Annotated in this window: 19 protein-coding genes; 15 read left to right on the forward strand and 4 right to left on the reverse strand. The window is 64.8% G+C overall.

Annotated features, from left to right (window positions below):
• The first annotated feature begins 163 nt into the window (after positions 1-163).
• From NO998_RS00855 to NO998_RS00900, 10 genes are all read left to right on the forward strand, one after another.
• Complete coding sequence (locus NO998_RS00855; RefSeq protein WP_267645095.1) at positions 164-1,042, forward strand: DNA-binding protein; 879 nt, start codon at positions 164-166, stop codon at positions 1,040-1,042.
• A gap of 1,335 nt (positions 1,043-2,377) precedes the next feature.
• Entirely contained in the window at positions 2,378-3,745 is a 1,368-nt protein-coding gene (locus NO998_RS00860; RefSeq protein ID WP_267645096.1) for an ATP-binding protein, read from the forward strand.
• A 126-nt stretch (positions 3,746-3,871) separates the two neighbouring features.
• Complete coding sequence (locus NO998_RS00865) at positions 3,872-4,801, forward strand: transcription initiation factor IIB (RefSeq protein ID WP_267645097.1); 930 nt, start codon at positions 3,872-3,874, stop codon at positions 4,799-4,801.
• A gap of 86 nt (positions 4,802-4,887) precedes the next feature.
• Entirely contained in the window at positions 4,888-5,118 is a 231-nt protein-coding gene (locus NO998_RS00870) for an antitoxin VapB family protein (RefSeq protein ID WP_267645098.1), read from the forward strand.
• Positions 5,119-5,696: 578 nt separating this feature from the next.
• Entirely contained in the window at positions 5,697-5,942 is a 246-nt protein-coding gene (locus NO998_RS00875) for a hypothetical protein (protein ID WP_267645099.1), read from the forward strand.
• Between the two features lie 209 nt (positions 5,943-6,151).
• Positions 6,152-7,822 (forward strand): DUF8186 domain-containing protein, encoded by a 1,671-nt coding sequence (locus NO998_RS00880; protein WP_267645100.1) that lies wholly within the window; start codon positions 6,152-6,154, stop codon positions 7,820-7,822.
• A gap of 39 nt (positions 7,823-7,861) precedes the next feature.
• Complete coding sequence (locus NO998_RS00885; RefSeq protein WP_267645101.1) at positions 7,862-9,127, forward strand: TrbL/VirB6 family protein; 1,266 nt, start codon at positions 7,862-7,864, stop codon at positions 9,125-9,127.
• Positions 9,124-10,137: a TraC-like domain-containing protein gene (locus NO998_RS00890; RefSeq protein WP_267645102.1), complete on the forward strand. Its 1,014-nt coding sequence runs from the start codon at positions 9,124-9,126 to the stop codon at positions 10,135-10,137. The genes NO998_RS00885 and NO998_RS00890 overlap by 4 nt, the downstream gene beginning before the upstream one ends.
• On the forward strand, positions 10,134-12,152 hold the full coding sequence (locus NO998_RS00895; protein ID WP_267645103.1) for a VirB4 family type IV secretion system protein: 2,019 nt from the start codon (positions 10,134-10,136) through the stop codon (positions 12,150-12,152). The genes NO998_RS00890 and NO998_RS00895 overlap by 4 nt, the downstream gene beginning before the upstream one ends.
• Positions 12,145-13,308 carry a phage NrS-1 polymerase family protein gene (locus NO998_RS00900; protein ID WP_267645104.1) on the forward strand — a complete coding sequence of 388 codons (1,164 nt, stop codon included), beginning with the start codon at positions 12,145-12,147 and terminating at the stop codon, positions 13,306-13,308. The genes NO998_RS00895 and NO998_RS00900 overlap by 8 nt, the downstream gene beginning before the upstream one ends.
• 249 nt (positions 13,309-13,557) lie before the next feature.
• Here NO998_RS00900 and NO998_RS00905 read toward each other — a convergent pair whose 3' ends face one another.
• Positions 13,558-14,319 (reverse strand): alpha/beta hydrolase, encoded by a 762-nt coding sequence (locus tag NO998_RS00905; RefSeq protein WP_267645105.1) that lies wholly within the window; start codon positions 14,317-14,319, stop codon positions 13,558-13,560.
• Positions 14,320-14,621: 302 nt separating this feature from the next.
• On the opposite strand from NO998_RS00905, the gene NO998_RS00910 reads away from it, so the two are divergent.
• Positions 14,622-15,452, forward strand: coding sequence for a DUF5995 family protein (locus NO998_RS00910; protein WP_267645106.1), 831 nt, complete (start codon positions 14,622-14,624; stop codon positions 15,450-15,452).
• 15 nt (positions 15,453-15,467) lie between these two features.
• Here the strand turns inward: NO998_RS00910 and NO998_RS00915 are convergent, their stop codons facing one another.
• On the reverse strand, positions 15,468-16,667 hold the full coding sequence (locus NO998_RS00915) for a glycosyltransferase family 2 protein (protein ID WP_267645107.1): 1,200 nt from the start codon (positions 16,665-16,667) through the stop codon (positions 15,468-15,470).
• Positions 16,668-16,844: 177 nt separating this feature from the next.
• Positions 16,845-17,708 carry a universal stress protein gene (locus NO998_RS00920; protein WP_267645108.1) on the reverse strand — a complete coding sequence of 288 codons (864 nt, stop codon included), beginning with the start codon at positions 17,706-17,708 and terminating at the stop codon, positions 16,845-16,847.
• A gap of 84 nt (positions 17,709-17,792) precedes the next feature.
• On the opposite strand from NO998_RS00920, the gene NO998_RS00925 reads away from it, so the two are divergent.
• Entirely contained in the window at positions 17,793-18,848 is a 1,056-nt protein-coding gene (locus tag NO998_RS00925; protein WP_267645109.1) for a zinc-dependent alcohol dehydrogenase family protein, read from the forward strand.
• On the opposite strand, the gene NO998_RS00930 is transcribed toward NO998_RS00925, so the two are convergent.
• Positions 18,845-19,885, reverse strand: coding sequence for an NAD(P)/FAD-dependent oxidoreductase (locus tag NO998_RS00930; RefSeq protein WP_267645110.1), 1,041 nt, complete (start codon positions 19,883-19,885; stop codon positions 18,845-18,847). The two genes, NO998_RS00925 and NO998_RS00930, sit on opposite strands and share 4 nt — an antisense overlap.
• Positions 19,886-19,995: 110 nt before the next feature.
• Between NO998_RS00930 and NO998_RS15765 the strand changes: the two genes are divergently transcribed.
• Genes NO998_RS15765 through NO998_RS00945 form a run of 3 tightly spaced genes read left to right on the forward strand, consistent with a single transcriptional unit; the run spans position 19,996 to position 22,789 of the window.
• Positions 19,996-20,955 (forward strand): DUF4129 domain-containing protein, encoded by a 960-nt coding sequence (locus NO998_RS15765; RefSeq protein WP_267645111.1) that lies wholly within the window; start codon positions 19,996-19,998, stop codon positions 20,953-20,955.
• Complete coding sequence (locus NO998_RS00940) at positions 20,952-21,518, forward strand: DUF7269 family protein (RefSeq protein WP_267645112.1); 567 nt, start codon at positions 20,952-20,954, stop codon at positions 21,516-21,518. The genes NO998_RS15765 and NO998_RS00940 overlap by 4 nt, the downstream gene beginning before the upstream one ends.
• Positions 21,515-22,789: a DUF58 domain-containing protein gene (locus NO998_RS00945; protein ID WP_267645113.1), complete on the forward strand. Its 1,275-nt coding sequence runs from the start codon at positions 21,515-21,517 to the stop codon at positions 22,787-22,789. Before NO998_RS00940 ends, NO998_RS00945 begins: the two co-directional genes overlap by 4 nt.
• Positions 22,790-22,832: the final 43 nt, after the last annotated feature.

The following is a 22,832-nucleotide window of genomic DNA, read 5'->3' on the forward strand; positions in this document are numbered from 1 at the left end:
ACTGGTTGGTGTGGCTCTCGATCCGTTTTGCGCGCCGCTCGCGCCCTGGCGGGCGCTGAAGGCGCGAGCGGCGCGTGCGAGGATTGGTCGGTCTGAGAAGACAACCGCGAGTGATGATCGCGGCTGTCGGGCGCGGTGAAGCGCCTTCGGTCCGTGAAGACCAATGAGTAGTAAGAGCGCAATCGGAAATGAAGTTTCGGGTGTAGAGACAACTGAACGACGAGAAATCGACGAGGACGGCTTTGCGGTTGTGGACGACGTCGCGGAGCGGGAGGCGAACCTGCGACCGACAGTGGAGATGGAGATCCAGGCGAAGGTGGACACCAATCACCCAGATGGGCGGCGGGCTGGGCTGACACTGGAAGCCGAAGAGCGGCTGGAAGCGCGTGAGTGGGAAATCGAGCGAACAGCCGAGCGGTTCGATCGACGGCCGGACTCCGATAGAGAGGCGCGAACGAGAACGGTGGTTCGTGAGGCGAGTGTCGAGCAGCGACGAGTGTTCGACGAGCGAGCGGCGGCGGTGGATCCGTGGCAAGACCCGGAGCGGGCGGATGCGCGAGAGCAGGTGTCCCAATCGGCGTTGGGCTGGGTGAACGAAGAAGCGAGGCGGCTGTCGGGGATGCTGCCGGGGTGGTCGCGGGCGGCGATCAGTCGGCGGTTGGCTGAGCGGGTCGTCGACGGCGTGTCGAAGACGGCGGCGGTCGTCGGTGTCTTCGAGGCGTTGAAGACCGATGCCGGCCAGGTGCTCCCAATTGCGGCGCTTGAGGACGTGCCAGTGAACGAGGTGAGTGTCGGCGGCGTTGTGACGACGCTGTGGGAACCGAAACACCCGAAGATCGCCCAGGTGGGGTTGATCGAGGACAAGAGCGGGAAAACGAAGTTCACGGCTTGGCGGGTAAGTGACGTTCCGTGGATGGAGGAGGGCGAGCGTGTCGTGCTCAGGGAGGTCTCGAAGAGTTGGTACGAAGGGCGCGTCTCCGTGGCGCTGACGGGCCGGTCGTCGATCTCGTTCCCCGACCGAGAGGCGTGGTGGGCTGAGTAGGGCTGTCGTGACCTCTCTTTTTGCTGTGGCCAGCCGCCTCCCCAGCCGTCGTCCTCACTGCGTTCGGCCGCCCCTCGCGCGCGGTCGCGGCGTTCGCCGCGCCTCACGCGCGCCGCCGTTACAAGCTTTCAGTTCCTCTCACCGCGATCACCGGCTCGTTTCCATTAACCCCCCGGGGGTTCTGGAGGTATTGCGGGTCCATGGAAATCACTTAGTGAGACTGGGCAGTAGAGCCTTCTACCCCCCGAAATACGGGCGGGTTTCAGACGAAACCTTGTGGGTTTGAAGCCTGTTCAGAAAGTGTCAACCAACAAATAGCGCGTTTCAGACGAACCCTTGTGGGTTTGAAGCGACGACTATCCCGACGCGGCGGTGGAGAACGCCCGGTTTCAGACGAACCCTTGTGGGTTTGAAGCGACGACTATCCCGACGCGGCGGTGGAGAACGCCCGGTTTCAGACGAACCCTTGTGGGTTTGGAACATCACTTACCCCAACACCCCCCGGTGAGTTCGGAAAGGGCTATACAAGACGGCGTTCCCGAAGTCGCTCTCGTCGCCTTCGCCGACGTCGATAGGGACAACAGCGACACCGATTTTCTGGCGCCCCAGCAGGGCTGGAGGCGCGTCAAACCCCTCCAGTCCCAATGTCTCGAAGACAACTCCCCCCAAAACCAGTTGAACCGGAGATCCGCAATCCAAACGGGCACGAACTCACCATCGTCAGCGAGCGACTCCCCGGGAAGCGGCCAACCGATTACGACGTTGAGCTTTCAGATGGGGATAGCTACTATACACGCTTCTACCGCTGCCTGACCTGTGGCCAAGAGCGAAATCGTCCTGAACACTTTCGCGAGCCGTGTGAGAACCCCGAGCCGTCGACGCCGCTCAGCGACGGTGGCTACTCGGTTGACGATGCACGGACACGCCGTGCACTCACGGAAAACATGGTCGTTCGATTCTCTGATATCGGCCCAGTGTACCACGTCCAGAGTGAGAGCGGGAACTCCTACGAAGTCGACATTGAGCGGGTACAGTGTTCGTGTCCGGATTGGCTCTACCGTGGAGAGAGCCTTGGCCAGCAGGGCTGTAAGCACCTTCGGCGGACGAATCTGGAGATCGCTGCTGGGTTGGTCCCACAGCCAAACGGACGGTTTCGGTCTCCCGGTTCAACCGAGCCGAGTGCTTGACATCTCCTCCGTCTGGAGGCTGCTTGGTCTCCCTCATCCTGCCTCACGCTGGCCTCACCCTCTATCTGCGGAACAAAGAAATCACGATTTCTGAAATCATGATTTCCAAAATCGGGAGTTCTATTGATGAAGAAGCGCTATTGGCTGTATGGTGAATTTCGTGAATCGGGAGGTCGAACTCGATCAACTCAGGGACTGCTATGACTCTGAGACTGCCGATTTCGTCGTCATCTATGGCCGTCGCCGACTCGGGAAGAGTGAACTCGTTCGCCAGTCGATCGTAGACCGAGACGACGCTATCTACTACCAAGCAGTCGAATCCACTGCACAGAACCAACTTGAGCAGTTCGTGGATGCAGCGGCAGGACAGTTCCCCTCCCTTCAGAACGTCCGTCGTGACTGGGAAACCCTCCTTGAGGCACTTGGTGAGCAAGACGCCGTCGTAATCATCGATGAGTTCCCGTTTCTCATCGAAGAGGACGAGTCACTCCCGTCCCGGTTGCAGCGCGTCTGGGACCTTGAGCTGCAAGAGACGGGTATGACGCTCGTGCTTGTTGGCTCCTCAATCAGCGTGATGGAGGACAAGGTGCTTTCTGGGAGCGCACCGCTGTATGGCCGGCGGACAGCAACAATTGACCTCAAACCACTCTCAATCACCGACGTACGACAGTTTTTCCCAGAGTACGATCCTGAGACTGCCATCACCGCGTGGTCGATCTACGGAGGAACACCGTACTATCTCCAAACTATCGACCCCGACCAGGAGCTAGGAAGGAACGTACGGCAGACAATTCTGTCAGAACGCGGCCTCCTGTACTCCGAACCAGAGTTCCTGCTACGTACTGAACTCAGGCAACCGAATACGTACTTCAGTATACTCCGTGCACTTGCCCACGGTCGCCGCACCCCAAACGAAATTGCGGGGATGGCTGGTGTCAACTCAGGATCGCTAAGCACGTATCTCCAAAAGCTTCGACGCCTTCGGCTTGTTGAGCGCCATATCCCCGTGACTGAATCACCAACGTCGTCGAAACGGGGCCGCTATCGTATCGCAGCACCCCTATTCCGTTTCTGGTTCCGGTTTGTGTACGGTAATCAGGATCAGCTTCGCCTGCTTGATGAAGACGCATTCGAGAAACTTGTCGCACCAGAACTTGCGGATTATGTAAGCCCCTTGTTCGAACGGCTTAGTCAACAGGCACTCCCTGCCCTCGTCGACCGACAGTTCCGACACATCGGGCAGTGGTGGTTCAAAGAGCATGAACTAGATGTCCTCGGCCTCACCACCGACGGCCTTGTCGCCGGCGAATGCAAGTTCACCTCTCAGCCTGTGAGCGAAGGCGTTCTCGCTGATCTTGAACGAACCGCATCCGAAGTCCGTTGGGCAGGGGAACCAGCCGATGGAAAGACGCTATATGTCTTGTTCAGCCGGTCTGGGTACACGACCGATCTTGAACGGCTTGCTGACACTCGTGATGATGTCATGCTATTCGACATCCCCGACCTCCTAACGTAGGTTCCTCCGCGTTTCGAGGAATGCAGGGGCCAATCGGAACCGTTTGCGCTCGTCCACGCATTTCCGCGTTTTTCGGCCGCCCCTGACGGGTGCGGGGCGGCCTGAACAGGTTGTCTCGGATACCGAATGAGCCAGAGAGCCATCTACGGACGGAGCTTCGACGAAACGGACGGCCAAACACTGCCTGCAGAGACCACATGCCCTGAGTGCGACGGGGCACTCAGAACGGAGGGCGGCGAGACGAGTTGTAGTGTGTGCGGACTCATTATCGACGAGTACCGAATCGACCACCAAGGCGGCGTCGGCGGGTACGTCGACGACGAAGAGACAGAACGTACGGGACCTCCGCTCACCTTTGGCCGACACGATCGGGGACTCTCGACCACAATCGGCTGGAACCGGGACGCGAAGGGGAACACCCTCCCAGCGGCGAAGCGTCGTCGACTCAATCGACAGCGAACCCAGAACCGACGTGCGAAGTGGCGATCAAAGGCAGAGCGAAACCTCGGCCATGCCTGCTTCGAGATCGCGCGGTTGGTGAGTGCGCTTGAACTCCCGACAGTCGTTCGTGAATCGGCGTCGAAGACTTACCGGACAGCCCAGCAAGCGGACCTCATTACGGGCCGATCTATCGAGTCGATGGCCGCCGGGGCTGTGTACGCGGCGTGTCGATGCGGTGGGTTTGCGGTATCTGCCTCGGCAGTCGCCGATGTCTCTGTGAGTAGTACGGACCACGTGCAACACGCCTACAGCGTCCTCAACGTCGAACTCAGCCTCGAAACACCGGTGATTCAGCCGGGATCGCTGATTCCGAAGCTGGCGACGGGCTGTGACTGCTCACCGCAGGTCCAACACCGGGCGCTCGAACTCGCGACGCAGGCCGTCGACGCCGGCTTGGCAAACGGACGAAATCCAGCAGGTGTCGCGGCGGGGTGTCTCTATACGGCTGTAAGCGAGCACGACGGCGTGACAACACAGGCCGAGATTGCGGCGGCGGCAGAGGTCTCAGTCGAGACGGTTCGGAGCCGCTATCAGGAACTGCAAGACCGCGTGTAGTTCCTGTATGTTCGTGGAAAGGCAGTCTCGGGCCGATTACCCACCCAAATATTGACTCGCGTCCAGTGTCAACACTGTCGACAAGGATGCCGCACCAAGTTTGGCTCGAAGACCACGTCTACGAGCGAATCAAGTCGAAGCAGCGCAGCGACGAATCGTTCAGCGACACGGTTGAGCGGCTCACCAGTGGGCACTCGCTCCGCGACCTCCGCGAGGTGTTCGACGAAGGGCAGGCCTCGGAGATGCGGGAGGCCATCGAGGCCGCTGATGACCGCGATCGGGATGAGGTACGACAGGTCTCTGAGCGGTTTGAGTGACCATCGGGTGGGACGAACCAGTTCTCGTCGGTGACAGCACTTCGAGGGTATCTTCAGTATCAAAGCTGGAACCCACCGCTAGCACATCCCGTTCTGTGAAGTGGCCAATCTTCAACCACAGTTGACCCGCTCCAGTACCGGTTCCTCCCGTTCACTGAACCATTTCTCCCGAGACAGTCAGTTATGGGTGGTTCACACGGCGTTCAACATCTTTGATCCCGGTGATGTGCTGAGTCACCGAAGTCGGGCCAAAACGCGCTGACATCCTCTCGTTCGGAGACTTAATTCTCCAAAAATTAGAACGGAATTATTTCGGAACGGCTATTAACAGCGTTTTCTAGGACCGCACCAGTGAGAGTCCCAAGTTGGTGGCACAATGTCACCAAACGGGTTCCGGGCGATCATCACCACTCGACATGACGAAACACGACCCCACGGCCGGTTTGTCGGCGATCCTGACGCAGAACAGTGTTCGAACAGCCATTCTCCAGAGCGTGGCGACGGCGTTCGTACTCAGTCTGCTCGCTGTTCAGCCGGCTGTTGCACAGACAAGCGGGATGGCGTTCTGCCAGACTGATATGGCGACCACGATCAAGAACCTCTTCACCATCATCCAGTTCGGTGGCCCGCTCATCGGCGGCCTCATCGCTCTCGGCGCAATCGTGGCGACGCCGACGATCCGCCGAGCAGACCTGAAAAAGGAGATCAAGGAGATCCGGAACCAGGGTATCGTGTGGGGCGTCATCGTCGCCCCGCTCGGTACCGGGATCATCCAGTTCCTGCTGAACGATGTGGTGGCTGGTGGCGTGAGTTGCGGCTTCTAACTCCCGCACCCGGACCGCTTCTTACACTCGCCCTCGTCGTCCTGTTGCTGAGCTCGACGCAGCCGCCTGCTCGGCATCCGACTGAGCCAGCACACGGTGTCGACCCGGAGACGTTTGCGACGCTCTGGTCTGGTGACCGAGATACTGACTCGCCAGCTACAGCAGTTCAACCGAACGCATCGGAACTCCCAATTGTTGAACTCGCACAGGTGACCGATATCCCGTTTGAGGAGCCCCCCGAAGCCGCCGAACGCTGGAACCGTGGTGACCACACCGAGCTCCCCGCAACAAACCACACAACATCGATCCGACCGGCTGAGACGCCCACGACGGATGGGGTGTTCATCGCGGATGCCTACACCGCAATCTTCGCCGTCCAGCCGTCGACGCGGCTGTGGCGCTCCCAGACAGACCAGCCGCTGTATGTCGACGGCGCCGGTGACGTCCTCGGGACTGTGGATTATCGCGTTCGGTTGCCTGCTGATGACGCTACCGGGAGTCAGCAGGTCGACTGGACGCTCCTTGCCCACCAGATCGAGGAAGTGCGTCTCCGCATCGACGATCGCGTTGTCGACCGTAGTGACGGAACTCACACCCCTGTTCTCCGATTCGGGGAATTGGCGGGCTCGCCTGGGGAGACGCATACGCTGACGCTGGAGGCAACGATCAGTGTCGAACTCTCAAAGCGGGTGACTCAGTACGAGAAACAATGCAACCTGACGGAGACAGAGCAGCCTACCAACTCCTCTACAGAGACGGCGAACACGACGGCCACAGCGAGGCCGAACGGGACGACGACAGCGGCGCCATCGACGACTGAGACGCCCACTGTGACTGGGACACCACCCATCACGGCGACGCCATCGCCGACTCCAGCGAACAACACCACAGCGACTGCGACGCCGACCGAATCAGCGAACTGCCGAACCACCTCAACGACGACGGTCACGTCGCCGGTTGAGCGGCTCACCGTGGAGGAGTCGGTGACCGTTACGGAGTATGCCCCGAAAGCGGCGGGTGCCTACACGCAGTATCCTGATGGCACGCAGGCTGTAGCCATCACAGGCACTCAGCCGTGGCGCAGTTACTCCACAGGAACCAGCGAAACCCTCGGGACGTGGCGGTTCTACACCGCCCGCGAAACGCGTTGGGACGAACTCGTCTCTCACTCGAGGGGGACCGTTTCGTCTCAACCATCGCCGCTCCAGCCGTTGCAGGTGTACGCCTATCCAAGTCGAGTGGGTCCAACAACCGAAGCGACTGGTCGGATCACTACTGTTGACGGCCAGCAGTTCGACCCACCAGATCTCCCAGTCTCTATCGATGTGGACCTCGTGTCCGGCCCGTACACGGAGAGTGAGACCGTCGTCATGACGGGATCATTCCCCCGCTCAGACACCGTCATCGTCGACGGACTTGTTCAGGGAACGTCGGTGACGGTGCCTCGTGAGTCGCTCACGGAGACGGTCGTTCACCCGAGCACCCTCACGCTCACGCTTTTGCAGACGACGCCTGAGACGGTCACGGCACAGATCGAACTCACGGACGCCCAGACTGGCACCCCGATTCAGACAACCAAACGGGATGGGGCGGTCTTGCTGCAGGGTCGATCAATTGAGACAGACGAGGCGGGCATGGCGACGGTGACGATTCCTCGCCCAGTCGGTGCCCTCTCCGCACGGTACGAACCTGCGGCGTGGTGGAGGACTGAGCAGGGCTTCCTCCCCAGTTCGGACACCGTGTACATCCGCGGGACGACCATCCCCATCGTCGCGACGGTGTTCAATCTCGGCGTCCCTGTCGGGACGTTCCTCTTCGCCGTGTTCCTGATCGCCCGCGCGACTGGCTGGGACATCTGGCCACTCTGGGGGCGTCGATGATCACTGCCCCAACAACCGCCCCAACAGCTGGTGATCGCGATGAGTAGTTTCTGGGACGCGTTCGTTGACGCCATCTCAGAGTTCCTCCGACTGCTGTTCGCGCCGGTGGAGTCGTTCGTCGAAACGTTCGGGAACGAGCTCATTCATCTCGTCGTCGGCACGCCGGCGCCGAACGCCGTGTTCACGGCGCCAACGAACGGCCCATGGCCAGCTATCTATGACTACTACTGGTCAGCGATCATCCCGCTCTCACTCTCCCTCTACGGGCTCATGCTCGGGATCGTCATCTTCCTTGAGTCGACGAGCTACCTCTTCGGGAGTTACCACCGGTCGAAGCTCAAGAAGCGGGCCTTCACTGGCCTCCTCGGGATTCTCTCGTGGTGGTGGGTCAGTGCGCTTGCACTGCGCTTTGTCGATGCCCTGACCGGCTTCATCGTTCCCGACCTCTCAGAGATTGCGCTCTTCGAGACCGCATCATTCGCTATTCTCGGCGTCCTTGGCGTGATGCTTGCCCAGGGCGTGAACCTCACGCTGTTTCTCCTGCTGGCGCTTGTCTACACGATCCGGCAACTCGGCATCTACCTATTCGTGCTGTTGATGCCGCTGTTGATGGTTTTCTGGATTCCTGGCGTCGGCCCATTCACGCTCGTGTCGCGGTTCATGCAACGCCTCGCCGGGTTCTACGTCCCACTGCTGTTCCTGACCGTCCCCGTTGCGCTCCTTCTCCGACTCGGGGAACTCCTCGGGGACAGCTTCAGCCTCTCACTCGGCGGCGTCGGGGCGTGGCTGCTTGCGTTGCTCATCCCCGTGGCCGCGTTGTTTGCGCCGCTCGTGATGTTCTGGCAAGCGGGGGCCTTGTTCTTCTTTGCCGACCGGGCGTCGCGGCACGTCTCCGTCGACCGGGCACAGCGCCGCGTTAGCCGGATGCGTGCGGGCTCGGAGCAAGCGACCCATAGTGGCCGGAACTTCGGCCGTGGCGTCCTCGGGAAGCCGGCCGTGAACCGGGATAATCAGCAGCTCCTCGACGCCAGTCGCTCACGCGCCCACCGTGCAGGCACACGCGTCGAGAATGCTCGGGGACGGCTTCAGTCAGCGTTCACGGAACGATCCAACAGCGGTTCAGACGGCGACGCAGGCGGCACATCGGGCGGCGACGATGCAGCCGAATCGGAATCGACCACTGACACGAAACAGAGCGCGCGGAGTGAGAACTTCGAGACGCTTCGCCGTCGCGACTCGGCACCAGCCCAGACCGACGACGCGGACGATGAATCGACCGACGATGATCCACGGTACATCCAATGAACTCACGAGACGCAACCAAGCGCATCCCCAAGGCAATCGGCACTGAAGCACAGCTATTCGGCACGTATACGCTGACAGACGTCGCAGTCGGCCTGCTTCCTGGCGTGGCCGTACTCTTGCTCATGCAGGTCGTCGCTCCCCCATCTGCGACAGTCGCCGGCTACGCCGTTCAGTCACTCACCCTTCCGCTGTCGGGCGTCGCGATCGGTGTCGGCGTGATCTTCGTCTACCTCACGCCACCGTACACCTCCAGTCTTGATTGGCTCCTCATGTTCGTCGGGTTCCACCGACGTGAGAGAGACCACGACTTCGCGGCTGCGAAAGAACTCACCCGTGTCGAGCGAATCCACTCTGAAGACGGGTTCGTTGAGCGGACCGATGGCGCCCTCGTCGGGATGGTCCAAGTGACGCCTCCGACGATGGCTCTTGCAACTGATGAGCAGTGGCGGTCGACCGCAAAGGCGTTTCAGAACTTCCTCAACACCACCGTTGAGTATCCAATCCAGATCTTCTCGACGACACAGGACTTCCCGACCGCGGAGTACGTTGCCCAGTACGAACAGCGCCTCTCCGACCCGGACGTACAGGCGAACCCGCAACTGGCGGCGCTCATCGAGGAGTACATCGCGTGGTACACCACCGAGATGGACCAGCGGAAGATGACCATCCGGGATCACTACATCGTCGTCCCCGTGACGCCAGCAGAAGTCCAGTTCGAGCGCGAGAGCGTGACCCAACAGCTTGCGAAACTCCCGGTCATTGGCTTGCTTATCCAGGCGTGGCTTGCGCCTCGTGTTGAGGAGGAAGCGGCTGCGATGCGGGCCGAACTCACCGAACGGCTTCGACGAATCGAGATCGGTATCCGCGAGGTTGAGGGCTGCACTGCCCAGGGCGTCGAGGCCGACGAGATGGCGACACTCCTTGCGTCATTCTGGAACGGCGAGACACGCGACGAAGGCAAGATGGGCGAGCGCATCCGAACGACACCACTCATCGGAGGTGCGAAATGATCCCCGACTGGGTGCCGTTCTTCGGTGGGGATGCAGACGACTCCGGAGAAGCCGAATCCGCCGATCCTGCCGTCGAGTACGACGCCGCACAAACACCGCTCGACACACTCTCCGACACCCACCAGCGCCTGATCGCTCCTGAGCACGTCGTCGAACACGCAAACGGTGTCGAGACCGGAGAGCACTGGCGGCGGACGCTGTGGGCCGCGGAGTACCCTGACGAACCGATGGATGGCCTCTTCGAGACGCTCTATGCAACCGGCGAGACCCGCGAGACCGACCTCTCGATCCATCTCGACCCACGGGACACCCACAGCACGCTGAACGAACTCGAAAACCGGATCGAGAGCCTCACCGCTGACCACGAGTACCTCGCGGAGAAACACCGTGCTGGCGCTCGCGGGGTTCGGAAGGACCTCGAGGACTACCAAGCGCTCTATGACGTCCTCCGGAACTCTCCCATGCGAGCATTCGACGTCTCGATGTACCTCAGCGCTCGTGGCGAGCAGGGAACCAGCACTATTGACGGTGTGAGTAAGACAGCACGCCAAGCCCCTGCGAACCTGACGCCTGTGACGCCGCGGTGGTCACAGCTTGACGCGCTCACTGCGAGTAGTCCGATAGGCGTCGACGCACTTGACGAGACACTCGATACACGGACACCGATGCTCGCAGGCGCCGTGGGGGCGATGTTCCCCTTCGTCGCCGGAGCGTTTGCCGAACCCGGCGTTGAGTACGGTACTTACGCACTCAACGAGAGTCCCGTGATTCTCGATCGGTTCAACCGCTCGACGGGGTACTGCATGATGACCATCGGAAAGCTCGGTGCGGGGAAGTCCTTCTCGACGAAACTCCAGCTCGTACGGCAGGCGATGTACGACGACGACACGACGATCGTGATGCTCGACCCGATGGAGGGCTTCGCTGGCGTGAATAGCGCCCTCGGTGGTGAGCGCATCATCGTCGGTGGGCGTCGCGGCCTGAACCCACTCAAACTGAAGCCAACACCTCCAGAAGTGCTCACAAGCGTACCCGATATCGATCCGTGGGCTGAGCAGATCTCGTGGGTGATGACGTTCTTCGAGACGTTCTTCGCTGGCGTCGCCGACAGCCCGCTCGGTCGTCGTAAGCAGACCCTTCGCCGGGCGGTCCAAGACGCCTACGAGCAACAGGGAATCACCCGAGACCCGTCGACGCACGACAACCCGTCACCGACGGTGCAGACCGTCATCGGGGTGCTTGAGGACCTCCTCGCTGATCCTGGTGAGTTCGGGTATGCAACCGAGGGCGAACAAGAGAGCGTTCGAAGCGATGCCCAATCACTGCTGAAGGACCTCCGACCCTCGTTCAGGCCGGACGGTGACTTTGCGAACCTCACCAAGCCAACCGAGTTCGACTTTGACGCGAACGTCCTCTACCTTGACCTCCACCAAGAGGAGGGCACCCAGGGACGCATGGAGACCAGCCTGATGATGCAGGTGGTGTTCAACGCCGTCTACGAGCGAGCCAAGGAGACGAGCAAGAAGGTCGTCTTCGTCATCGACGAGGCACACTATCTCATGGACGATGCGACCTCGCTGGGCTTCCTTGAGACCGCTGTTCGGCATAGTCGGCACTACGACATCTCGCTGCAGTTCGTGACGCAGACTGGCGGGGAGTTCACGCTCACCCCCGAGGCGAAGACGATCGCCGATCTCTGTTCAATCGTCCAGATCCATCGCGTTGCCGAGGAGGCCGAGAAGCTCGCGACGTGGTTCGGCTTGAGCGAACGTGAGACGAATTGGGTCCGAACGGCGAAAGCCGGGAACGAGGAAGACGGCTACTCGGAGGCGCTCCTCGGCATTGACGAAGAGGGGTGGTTCCCGATCCGGGTTCGAGCGAGTGGGTATGAGGCGGCAGTCGTCGACGGAGAGGCGCCGACGGACGCAGATGATCCACCGACGCAGGCCAGCGACACGCATTCGACCAACGGCACGCACTTGGACCGAAGCGGTGCGGAGGCGGCTGATGATTAACGTCGACGCAATCCCCGAGGAACTGCAGGAAGTGCCCCAGTGGCTCTGCTGGAGTGAGCAGGTGCGCGATGGGAAACAGACGAAGGTCCCACTTGATCCACAAACGGGTTCGTACGCCTCCGTGACCGACCCCGGTACGTGGGGCCCCTTCCAGGTCGCGACGGAGGCTGCAACGGATGATTCCGTGGCCGGCATCGGCTTCGTTTTCACCGACGATGATCCCTTCGTCGGCGTTGATCTGGATGACTGTCGGGACGCTGAGACTGGATCTGCCGAGCCCTGGGCGCGTGATCTTCTCACCCGGTTGGACTCGTTCACCGAGGTGAGCCCCTCTGGAACAGGCTTCCATGTTTACGTCCGAGGAGTGCTTCCCGCGGGTGGCAATCGCTCAGGCTCACTGGAGTGTTACGAGTCATCGCGGTTCTTCACCGTTACGGGTGACTGGGTGGCTGGGACGCCAGAAAACGTCCACGAACGGACAGCCGCCCTGCAAGCGATGCATACGGAGCACATCGCCACGTCGGTCCCGTCGACAGCATCCATACCCGACGAAGTATCGACGACAATCGCGGACGAAACACTGCTCTCGAAGGCGATGAACGCGAAGAACGGTGAGAAGTTCACGCGGCTCTGGAACGGCAACACCAGTGGCTACGACAGTCAGTCGGAGGCAGATATGGCACTCTGTTTCCTCCTTGCCTTCTGGACCGGTCGGGATCCAAGCCAGATGGATCGGCTGTTCAGGCAGTCTGGGCTCTATCGAGCGAAGTGGGATGATCGTCACTACGGCGATGGGCGTACCTACGGCGAGGGAACGCTCGAACGCGCCGTTCAAGGGACGACAGACGTGTACGAGCCACCGCGCGACGAATACGTTGAACAGCCAGAGGTGCAGCCAACTGATGCGCTCTCAGCATCGCCTGAGGCGAATCGGCACGAGCCGATCCCGTCTGAGGTCGTCAATACTGTCTCGGAGCTCACGACGACCGTTGCAGAACTCAATGCGTCGTTCGAGGCACTAGAAGCACAACACGACTATCTGTACGACGAGCTCCAGTCTGAGCGACAAGCACGTGAGAAGGCACAGAAGCGGCTGAAAACGCTTGAACAGGCTGTTACGGAACAACAGCAATCGTGGTTACAACGGCTATTCTGAGGATATCTACGGGCCGACTCACGATCCCGGACCGTCATCCCGCCCCAGTACAGCCAGCCGCGTCCCGACGCGTCGAGCTGACACCGCAGCCGTCACGCAGCGCGAGGAAACGGAACAGCCCAAAACAGATCGCTTCCGGGCCTCAGCGCTGAATGAACCTGTACGATTCTGTTGACCCCCCGAGACCTGACAGATGTCGCGTGCTGCATATCGAAGGTGTATGTCGCACGTAGAGTTCGATTTTCACTGTCACCAGTTACCGCCAACACTCACAGCAGGTGTTGACTGGTTCGTCAGCCACGGACCGAGAACGTCAGCGAGACGCTGATGCGCTTCGTCATACGAGAGTGGAGCAGGCGAATCCCCACGCTGCCCGCGATACGACCCGAACTGTGTGTGGTTCATTCCCGTGATCTCTTGGCTTGTCGTGTCGGGCGGTAATCGGGTATTCGCCTCCTGGTAGCGTTCACGATTCAGAACGGTATCTGCGCTCCCAGTGACGCTGAGGACGGCGAACGGTTCATCGCGTATGTCTACGTTGCAGTAAGACGCGAACAAGACGAGCCCTCGGACGTCATGTGAACTGGCGTACTGACAGGCGGCAACGCCCCCGAGTGAATGACCACCAACGAACCACGTCCGGATACCGGGATGCTGAGACCGAACGCGCTCGGCGGCGTCGGTACCGAGTAGCGCAAGGTTGAGCGGCATCTTCGGAACGAAGACCGTGACGTTCGCCCGCTTCGCTACCGGTGCGAACGTGCTGTAGTACGCATCCGGTGCGACACGAGCGCCGGGATAGAACACGACCCCGACAGTGGGGTCGGCCTCTGCCGGGCTGATAACGTGCACGCCGGCTTCTGTCGTCACGGTCACTTGCGGGTCGTCACGTATCTGCTGGACCGACGACTCCGATCCGTGATACGGCATTGAGAAGTAGAGCGAGACACCCCCACTCCCGACGAGTAGCACCACGAACAGGACGGCGATCGCTTGCCTCCACCGGTTCATGCCTGGATAACCGTGGCAGTCCTCTAAACAGCATCTGTTCGGTGAGCTACCTGTTTTCACCGCCCGGCGTTCCCGGGGCCTTCCCTTCGAGCCGTCTGTAACGCTTCGAGCACATCATCGACACCCCACAAGTGCTCGTAGACCTCTCAGTCGAGTGAGCTCCGGAGTTCCATCCGAGAACTGTGCTCGTGCGGACACCGTAACCGATCTGTGCCGTCCATTCAGCGGATTCGACGAAACCTATCACCTACCGAGGTATTTCGACAGGTGATGTTTATTCTGATTGGGATGCGATTAGCTACGTGCATCTCGCCGTCGGACCCCTGACGCCCCGTAATGCCCGTGCGGCCGCCGCCGCGTTCGGGAGCGACCCAGTCCCGCCGGGTGAGGGGACCGTCGACCTGTTGGACCTCCTCGATCCCCCGTACGCCGACCCGGCGGACGCTCACAGACGGCTCGCGCTGCTCGAACGCCGACTCGTTCGTGCGGGCGACCGCCGCGCGGTTTTCCTCACCGTCTACGGGGCAGTGACGGCACAGGTCCGCCGTGAACTCGCTGCCGAGCGGTTCCGCGACCCGGCGTGGGTCGCCGACTACCTCACGGCGTTCGCGAACCGCTATCGGACCGCCCTGCTCGCGTACGAGCGGTCCCGTCGCGACCGCGTCCCTGGATCGTGGCTGCTCGCGTTCGACGCCGCGATCTCGGGGGAGACGCTCGTCACACAGGACGCCGTTCTCGGCATCAACGCCCACGTCACGCACGACCTGGCGCTCGCGCTCACCGACGTGGGCATCGACCCGCGTCCGGCGCGGCGAGCCGACCACGACGCCGTCAACGCGGTGCTCGCCTCGTTGGTCGACGTCGAGCAGGCGCTGCTCGCCTCCCGGTACGCGCCGGGGCTGGCCGACCTCGACGCCGCTGGGGGTCGACTCGACGAACGGCTTGCCTTCCTCACGCTTGCGGAGGGCCGTGACTGGGCGTGGCAGTGTGCCGTCGCGCTCGCCGACCGCGGCCCCGCTGTGGACCGGGCCGTCCGCTGGCTGCTCGAAACGGTCGCACGGGGTGCGGGCCGCCTCATCCTCCAGCCGCCGCCCGACCAGTTCGCGGCGCTCGAACGTGCCGAAGAGGGGTAGTCAGCCGTCGGCAGATTACGACTCGCCCACCTTTTCGGTCACGCGGAACTCCTCGGGCGGGTCGAGGATCCCCGCGACCGTCCCCATAGAGTGGACGACGGTGACGACCGGCGCCAGCGGCACTGCCGCCGCCCACGCCAGCTTTGTCCCCCCGTAGTAGAGCACCCCTCGGAGGAACCAGAAGACGGTGAGCAGCCCCAGCGCGACCGAGAGCATCGCGAACGCGCCGGTCGCGGCGACGCCGACGCCGAGGATCGTCAGCGGGACGACGACTAGTGTGACGATCGGCGAGAGCGCCCACGCGTAGTTCCGCAGGCGGGTCAGGAGCTGATACCGGACCGGGAGCTCCGCGGCGGCGCGGACGTTCCCCGCGGCCCAACGCCGGCGCTGTTGAGTGATCTCCGAAAGCGACGGCGGCGCCTCGTTGGCACACGTCGCCGTCGCGAGTTCGAAGCTGAAGTCGGGAACCCGCTGGGCGGCCGCCCAGACGAACGCGGTGTCCTCGACGATGGTCTCGCGGTCCCACGTCACCTCGTCCTCGACCTCGCTCCGGACGGCGATGCCGCCGCCCCACGCGAACAGCGGCACCGAGAGCCGCGCGAACGCCCGCTGCTCGATCTGGACGCCCATCCGGTAGACGTCCGCGAGGTAGGAGAGCACCGAGCCGGTCCGGCGCGGTCGCTCCCGGAGTTGAACCACGTCGGCGTCGGGCAGCCCCTCGAAGGACGTGAGCAGGCTGTCCTCGTCGAGGTAGAGCACCATCTCGCGGTCGTGATCGACGTGCTGCCGCGCCCACTCGATCGCCCGGCCCTTCCGGACGGCGTCGGCCTCGAAGCCGTCGGGGACGACGTGGACCTCGGCGCCCGCCACGTCGATGGCGTCCTCGGCGATCACGTGCACGTCGTCGAACGCCGCGGCCAGCGAGTCGACGGTCGACTGCACCACCGACTCGGCATCGACGGTCAGGATGCGGACGTGGATGTCGTCGGCGCCGTGGACCGGTTCGGGGGACTCGTAGCCCGCGCCGATCACGTAGGTCAGGACGACCCACGCCAGCGCCGTCGCCGTGAACAGGGCCGTGGTCCCGACGACCAGCAGTTCGAACAGCCCGGGCCAGTCGATCAGACCGGGCGTTACCCACGGCGCGACAGTCGCCAGCGCGGTCACGACGAGGATCACCGCGGCCCCGGCGAGGGTGACACGTTCGGGTTTCATCTCGCTCGGTGGGAGTCGCCCGACCCACTTCAACGGGGGAAACGCCCCAGTCGCCTTGGCTCTCGGTTAACCCCGATTAATCGAGTTAGTCGGCGGTTTGAGGGCCTCACACCCTGTTCCGGGCGCCCGACCGTCGAGCGGCCGACCACGACGCCCGCCCCCGTTGCGGCGCGCGCCTCACTTCTCGGCCGGCTTCGGCACCGTCAGCACGGGGCAGTCGGCGGTCCGGACCAGTCGGTCCACCGCGTTCCGGTGGAGGAACCGATCCAGCCCCCGGCGTTCGTGGACGCCCGTCACCAGCAGGTCGATCCCGTGTTCGTCGGCGTACTCGGTGACGCAGGCGTCGGGCGTCCCCTCCCGGACCTCGCTCACCACGTCGACGCCGGCCGCGGCGCCGCGGGACTCGGCGGTCTCGACGGCCGCCTCGGACTCCGTTTCGAGCGCCGCGAGCAGGTCCCCCGACCGCGAGAGGCCGGCGTCGACGACCGAGAGCGCGTGGACCCGAGCGTCGTAGCGCGCCGCGATGTCGAAGGCGTGGTCGGCCGCCCGCCCGGTCGCCTCGCTGCCGTCGACGGGCAGCAGGATCTCCCTGTAGTCGCCCTCGCTCGCCGCCTCGCTCCGGGTGGTCAACACCGGTACCGTCGCGTCCCGGAGGACCGACTCGGCGACGCTACCGAGGAGGTGGCGCGCGATGCCGCTCCGGCCTCGGGTCCCCATCGAGACGAGGTCGATCCCGTGGTCGGCGACGTAGCGCCGGATGCGCGGCGCGGGCGTCCCCGGGTCGACGGTCGTCACGGCCTCCAGCCCGCGCTTCTCGGCGCGCCGGCGGATCTCGGCGGTCGCGCGCTCGCCCCGGCCGGTCAGGGTGTCGATCACGGGCTTGTCGTCGAACGCCTCCTCGCCGACGTTGATCGCCCGTACGTCGACGACGTAGAGGGCGTGGACGGTCGCGTCGTACCGCTCGGCGAGGCTCAGCGCGTTCGTCACCGCGCCGAGGGTGGCCTCGCTCCCGTCGGTGGCGACGAGGATATCGTCGTACATGGTGGCTCTGTCCCCCCACTCCCGCTTAAGCGTTCGTCGCTCCCACCGACAACCCTACCCACACCCCACCCGAACGCCCACGAAATGCGCGCCGCAGTCCTCCGCGAGTACGGCGAACCGCTCGACGTGACCGAGGTTCCGGACCCTGAGCCAGCGCCGGACGGCGCCGTCGTCGCCGTCGAGGCCTGCGGCATCTGCCGCAGCGACTGGCACGCCTGGCAGGGCCACGGCGAGTGGGCCGACGATCAGGTGCCGCTCGACTACGTGCTGGGTCACGAGCCCGCCGGCCGCGTCGTCGCCGTCGGCGAGGACGTGAGCCGATTCAGCGAGGGCGACCGCGTCGTCGTCCCGTTCAGCCTCGGCTGCGGCGGCTGTGGCGAGTGTCGGACTGGCCACGGGAACACCTGCGAGAACGGCCTCGCGCTGGGGTTCGACGAAGACGTACCGGGCGCGTTCGCCGAGCAGGTTGCCGTCCCCCACGCCGAGCACAACCTCCAGATCCTCCCTGACGGCGTCAGCTTCCGCGACGTAGCGGCCGTTGGCTGCCGGTACATGACGGCGTTCCACGCGCTCGCTCACCGCGCCGACGTGGGCGGCGGCGACTGGGTCGCGGTTCACGGCTGCGGCGGCGTCGGCCTCTCGGCGGTTCAGATCGCCGACGCGCTCGGGGCCCGCCCCATCGCCGTCGACGTGAACGACGAGGCGCTCGCCCGCGCGGCCGGGGTGGGCGCGAGCGAAACCGTGAACGGCGGCGACGTCGACGTTGTCGATCAGATCCACGAGCTCACCGACGGCGGCGCCGCGATCAGCGTCGACGCCCTCGGCCGCGCCGAGACGGCGCGCAACTCGGTCCGCTCTCTGCGCCAGCGCGGCACCCACGTACAGGTCGGGCTGACGACCGACGCCGAGAAAGGGGAGGTGTCGCTCCCGACTGACTGGATGACCCGCTGGGAGATCGACTGGCTCGGCTCCCGCGGGATGCCGCCCGCGCGCTTCGACGAACTGCTCGCGATGGTCGACGACGGTAGCCTCGACCCCGGAAAGCTGGTCGGCCGGGAAGTCGACCTTGAGGATGTCTCGGGCCGCCTCGCGGCGATGACGACCTACGACACCGAGGGGATCGAGATACTCACCTTCTAACGGCCGAAGACGAGTTCCTCGCCGACTTCCAGCCCGTTCTCCAGTGCGACGTGGACCCGGGCCTCGCCGCCGACCCAGTCGCCGGTGCAGTAGAGCCCCTCCTCCCGTGCGGAGTCGAGTGGCCCTGCCAGCGCGCCCTCGTCGGGCAGCGCGTAGCGCCAGCCCTGACTGTCGCTCCAGTCCGGCGCTGTGAGCCGTTCGTCGCCGACGATTTCGGCCGTGTGGGCCGCGAGCGCGTCGACGTTCGCGGCGGGGTCGTCGTCGTAGTGTTCGACGGACCACTCGTGGTTGGCCTGCACGACGAGCAGCGACTCGCCGTCCGGGACGTGGCCCGCCTTGCACTCCTCGCGGGAGATCCAGCCGACCTCGTGGTCCTTGTCGGTGTTCACGAGGCCGTAGTACGGCAGATCCAGCTCGAAGGGGTAGTGCAGCACGGCGGTCCAGACCGTCCGGAACGGTACGTCGGCGACGGCGTCGATGAGGGGTTCCTTCACGGGCGACTCCCACTCCGCACTGCGGAGCAGTTCCGCGGTCTGGGGCGCCGGCGGATTGAGAACGAGCGCGTCGAACGGCCCGTACGCCTCGCCGTCGGTGTCGACGACGGTCCACGTCTCGTCGTCGCCGCGCCGCAGCGTCTCGATTCGGGTCCGCCGGTGGATTTCGGCGTCGGTCCGACCGAACAGTCGTTTGGCGATCTGTGTGAGCCCCTGCCGGTAGGACCACTTGTGGCCGTCGGGTTCGCGGCCCTCGGTGACCTCGCCGCTCTCGTCGAAGGTGTTGATGCGCTCGGTCACGTCGACGAGGCCGTCGTCGTCGAGCGTTTCGGTCAGGAGTTCGCTGACGCGCTCACTATCGGATTTGACGTAGTTCGCGCCGTAGTCGTAGGTCAGGTCCCCGTGGCGGCGGGTGGCCGCGCGGCCACAGAGGCCGCCGGACTTCTCGAAGACGGTCACGTCTGCGTCGGGGAGCGCCTCGTCGACGACGAACGTCGCCGCGGCGGCGGCGGCACCCGCGCCGACGACTCCGATGGTGGCCATGGCGGCGATGGGGCCGGCAGCCGCATCAAACGTCCCGGTCGCGGCACTCCCCCACAGCGATCGCTTTGGTCAACGAAACCACTATACCTCGGTTGTGACTACCACACCACGTGCAGCGGGACACCGCGGTCGCGATCGTCCTCGCCCTCCTCGCCCTCCTCGCCATCGGCGCCGCCGCCGCCACGTTGGAGAACCCTGCGGCGTCCAGTTCCGGCTCGGGGTTCGGCGGCGGCAGCGGCGACGGGCTCGGTAGTGGGAGCGCCGCGAGCGGTTCGACCAACGGCAGTTCGGGTGGGGGCGCGATGCAGTGGACCGGCGAACTCAGCGGCGCCTGCCTGTCGATCCTGATGACGCCGTGGGCGAAAGCGCTGATCGCCGGGAGCGTGTTGCTCGTCGCCGCCTCCGTCTGGCGGCGCACCGGCTCGATCTGGTTCGGGGCAATCACCCTCGTCCTCTACGGGCCGATCGTCTACGTCGTGTGGTTCGCGCTCGCCGGCTGTCGGACCCTCCAGCCCGCGATGGCGCCGTCGCGTCCGGCGACCAACCAGACCCAGACCAACGGCTCCGCGGGCGGCGCCGGGGGGCTCGGCTCCGTCGCCGATACCGCGACCAGCCAGAGTTCGCTGCTGCTGTTGGCTGTCATCGTCGTGTTGGTGCTCGCGGCCGTCGTCCTGCTCTACCTCGCGTCGGCCGACGACCTCGTCGACTCGCAGTTGGACCGCGAGCGCGAGGAGAGCGACGACGACTACACCGACATCGCCGCCGTCGGGCGCCTCGCCGGCGAGGCCGCTGACCGGATCGAGGCCGGCGACGCGTTCGGCAACGAGGTGTACCGCGCGTGGGTCGAGATGACCGAACACCTCGCCGTCGAGCGCCCGCAGTCCTCGACGCCCGCGGAGTTCGCCGCGGCGGCCGTCGACGCCGGCATGGCCCCCGACGACGTGCGCGAACTCACCGACCTGTTCGAGGAGGTCCGCTACGGCGACCGTGAGGTGACTGAGGAGCGCGAACGCCGCGCGGCGGCCGCGCTCCGCCGCATCGAAGCGGGCTACGCGGAGGACGAGGAATGAGGCTCCGGATCTCGGCGGCGGTCGGTGCCGTCGCGGTGCTCGTGGGCCTGCTCGTCTCCATCCAGCAGGGGTTCGCCGGGCTGATCCCCGTCACGTGGGCGTTCGTGCTGCTGCTCGCCGCCGTCGCGGCGATACAGACCGTCAACGCTGGGTTCACCCGCCGGGCGACACCGATCCTCGAAACCGAGACCGGCGACCCGGAGCGACGCTACGAGGCGCCGGCGCCCGGCGACGACCTCGCCGAGACGCTCGCGCTGGCACGGCGGCGCTCCCGCGCTGGCGACCGGCCGCGCGACCGGGTTCGTGACCGGGTCGCCGACGCGGCCGTCGCGGCCGTCGTCGACGCCGAGGGCTGTTCGACCGAGGTGGCCCAGGACCGCGTTCGTCACGGCGAGTGGACTGACGACCCGGTCGCCGCGTGGTTCCTCGGCACGGACGTGCCGCTCCCGCGGAGCGAACGGGCCCGCCTGCTCGCCACGTCGCCGTTCTCGCAGTTCGACGCGGCGTTCGAGCGAACCGTCCGTGCGATCGACCGTCTGGACGACCACGGGGGTGGGCAATGAGCTACGGCGACGCGCTCGACACCGGCCACTGGACCGGGATCGGCGCGCTGGCGTTCGCGGCGTTCGCGGCCGGCCTCCCCAGCCAACGCCCCGGACTCTTCCTCGTCTCGCTGGTCGGCGTCGGCTTCGCGGCGTACGCGAGAGCCGGCGACGCCCCCGAACCGACGCTGACGGTGGAACGCGACCTCTCGGCGTCGACGCCCGCCCCCGACGACGAGGTGACGGTGACCGTCACCGTCGAGAACGGCGGCTCATCGACGCTGCCGGACCTCCGACTGATCGACGGCGTCCCCGCGGGGCTCTCGGTCACCGACGGCACCGCGCGGCTTGGCACGGCGCTCCGGCCGGGGAAACGTGCGACCTTCCAGTACACGGTCACCGCGACCCGGGGCACCCACGAGTGGGAGCCGATGACGGCCATCGTCCGCAACGCGAGCGGCTCCCGGGAGCGCAGCGTCGAGGTGGCCGGCGAGACGGCGCTGCGCTGTCTCCCACGGCTCGCGGCGAGCAGCGACCTGCCGCTGCGCGGGCTGACGACGCCCTACTCCGGCAGGGTCGCCACCGACGTGGCCGGCTCGGGGTTGGAGTTCCACTCGACCCGCGAGTACCGGCAGGGCGACCCACTCTCGCGGGTGGACTGGAACCGCTACGCCCGGAGCGGCGAACTCTCGACGGTCTCGTTCCGCGAGGAGCGGGCGGCGACGGTCGTGTTGCTCGTCGACAGCCGCGAGGAGGCCTACCGAACGCCCGACGAGGACACGCCCAACGCCGTCGAGCGCAGCGTCGAAGCCGCCGGCGAGGCGTTCTCGGCCCTGCTGGAGACCGGCGACCGGGTCGGAATCGCCAGCTACGGTCCCGAGGAGTGCTGGCTCCCGCCGTCGACTGGTCGGGACCACCGTGCGACCGCCCGGCGACTGCTCGCCGAGCACCCGGCGTTCTCGGTCGCCCCCTCGGCGGACCCGTTCTACCCGTCGATTACGCTGCGGCGACTCCGGCGGCGGCTGCCGGCCGACGCCCAGATCGTGCTGTTCAGTCCGCTCACGGACGACTACATCGCGACCGTCGCCGAACGGCTCGATGCCTACGGCCACCAACTGACGCTGATCAGCCCGGACCCGACGACCGACGACGGCGCCGCCCACCGGCTGGCCCGGCTGGAGCGGGACGCGCGGCTCCGCCGGCTCCGGAGCCACGGCATCCGCGTCATCGACTGGGGCGAACGCCCGCTGGCGGTGGAACTCGCCCGGGCGACCCGGAGGTGGCGTCGATGAGCGTCACCCACCGACGCCACGAGACCGCTCGCCGGCGCGACCG

It is taken from the genome of Halolamina litorea (assembly GCF_026616205.1).
Classification (GTDB): domain Archaea; phylum Halobacteriota; class Halobacteria; order Halobacteriales; family Haloferacaceae; genus Halolamina; species Halolamina litorea.

What these genes read in the sequence shown, in the direction of transcription:
- NO998_RS00865 (WP_267645097.1), top strand. Translation starts at nt 3,872, where the DNA reads ATGAGCCAGAGAGCCATCTACGGACGGAGCTTCGACGAAACGGACGGC.
- NO998_RS00885 (WP_267645101.1), top strand. Translation starts at nt 7,862, where the DNA reads ATGAGTAGTTTCTGGGACGCGTTCGTTGACGCCATCTCAGAGTTCCTC.
- NO998_RS00920 (WP_267645108.1), bottom strand. Translation starts at nt 17,708, where the DNA reads ATGTACGACGATATCCTCGTCGCCACCGACGGGAGCGAGGCCACCCTC.
- NO998_RS00900 (WP_267645104.1), top strand. Translation starts at nt 12,145, where the DNA reads ATGATTAACGTCGACGCAATCCCCGAGGAACTGCAGGAAGTGCCCCAG.
- NO998_RS00905 (WP_267645105.1), bottom strand. Translation starts at nt 14,319, where the DNA reads ATGAACCGGTGGAGGCAAGCGATCGCCGTCCTGTTCGTGGTGCTACTC.
- NO998_RS00925 (WP_267645109.1), top strand. Translation starts at nt 17,793, where the DNA reads ATGCGCGCCGCAGTCCTCCGCGAGTACGGCGAACCGCTCGACGTGACC.
- NO998_RS00860 (WP_267645096.1), top strand. Translation starts at nt 2,378, where the DNA reads ATGGTGAATTTCGTGAATCGGGAGGTCGAACTCGATCAACTCAGGGAC.
- NO998_RS00875 (WP_267645099.1), top strand. Translation starts at nt 5,697, where the DNA reads ATGGCGACCACGATCAAGAACCTCTTCACCATCATCCAGTTCGGTGGC.
- NO998_RS00855 (WP_267645095.1), top strand. Translation starts at nt 164, where the DNA reads ATGAGTAGTAAGAGCGCAATCGGAAATGAAGTTTCGGGTGTAGAGACA.
- NO998_RS00940 (WP_267645112.1), top strand. Translation starts at nt 20,952, where the DNA reads ATGAGGCTCCGGATCTCGGCGGCGGTCGGTGCCGTCGCGGTGCTCGTG.
- NO998_RS00915 (WP_267645107.1), bottom strand. Translation starts at nt 16,667, where the DNA reads ATGAAACCCGAACGTGTCACCCTCGCCGGGGCCGCGGTGATCCTCGTC.
- NO998_RS00895 (WP_267645103.1), top strand. Translation starts at nt 10,134, where the DNA reads ATGATCCCCGACTGGGTGCCGTTCTTCGGTGGGGATGCAGACGACTCC.
- NO998_RS00930 (WP_267645110.1), bottom strand. Translation starts at nt 19,885, where the DNA reads ATGGCCACCATCGGAGTCGTCGGCGCGGGTGCCGCCGCCGCCGCGGCG.
- NO998_RS00945 (WP_267645113.1), top strand. Translation starts at nt 21,515, where the DNA reads ATGAGCTACGGCGACGCGCTCGACACCGGCCACTGGACCGGGATCGGC.
- NO998_RS00870 (WP_267645098.1), top strand. Translation starts at nt 4,888, where the DNA reads ATGCCGCACCAAGTTTGGCTCGAAGACCACGTCTACGAGCGAATCAAG.
- NO998_RS00890 (WP_267645102.1), top strand. Translation starts at nt 9,124, where the DNA reads ATGAACTCACGAGACGCAACCAAGCGCATCCCCAAGGCAATCGGCACT.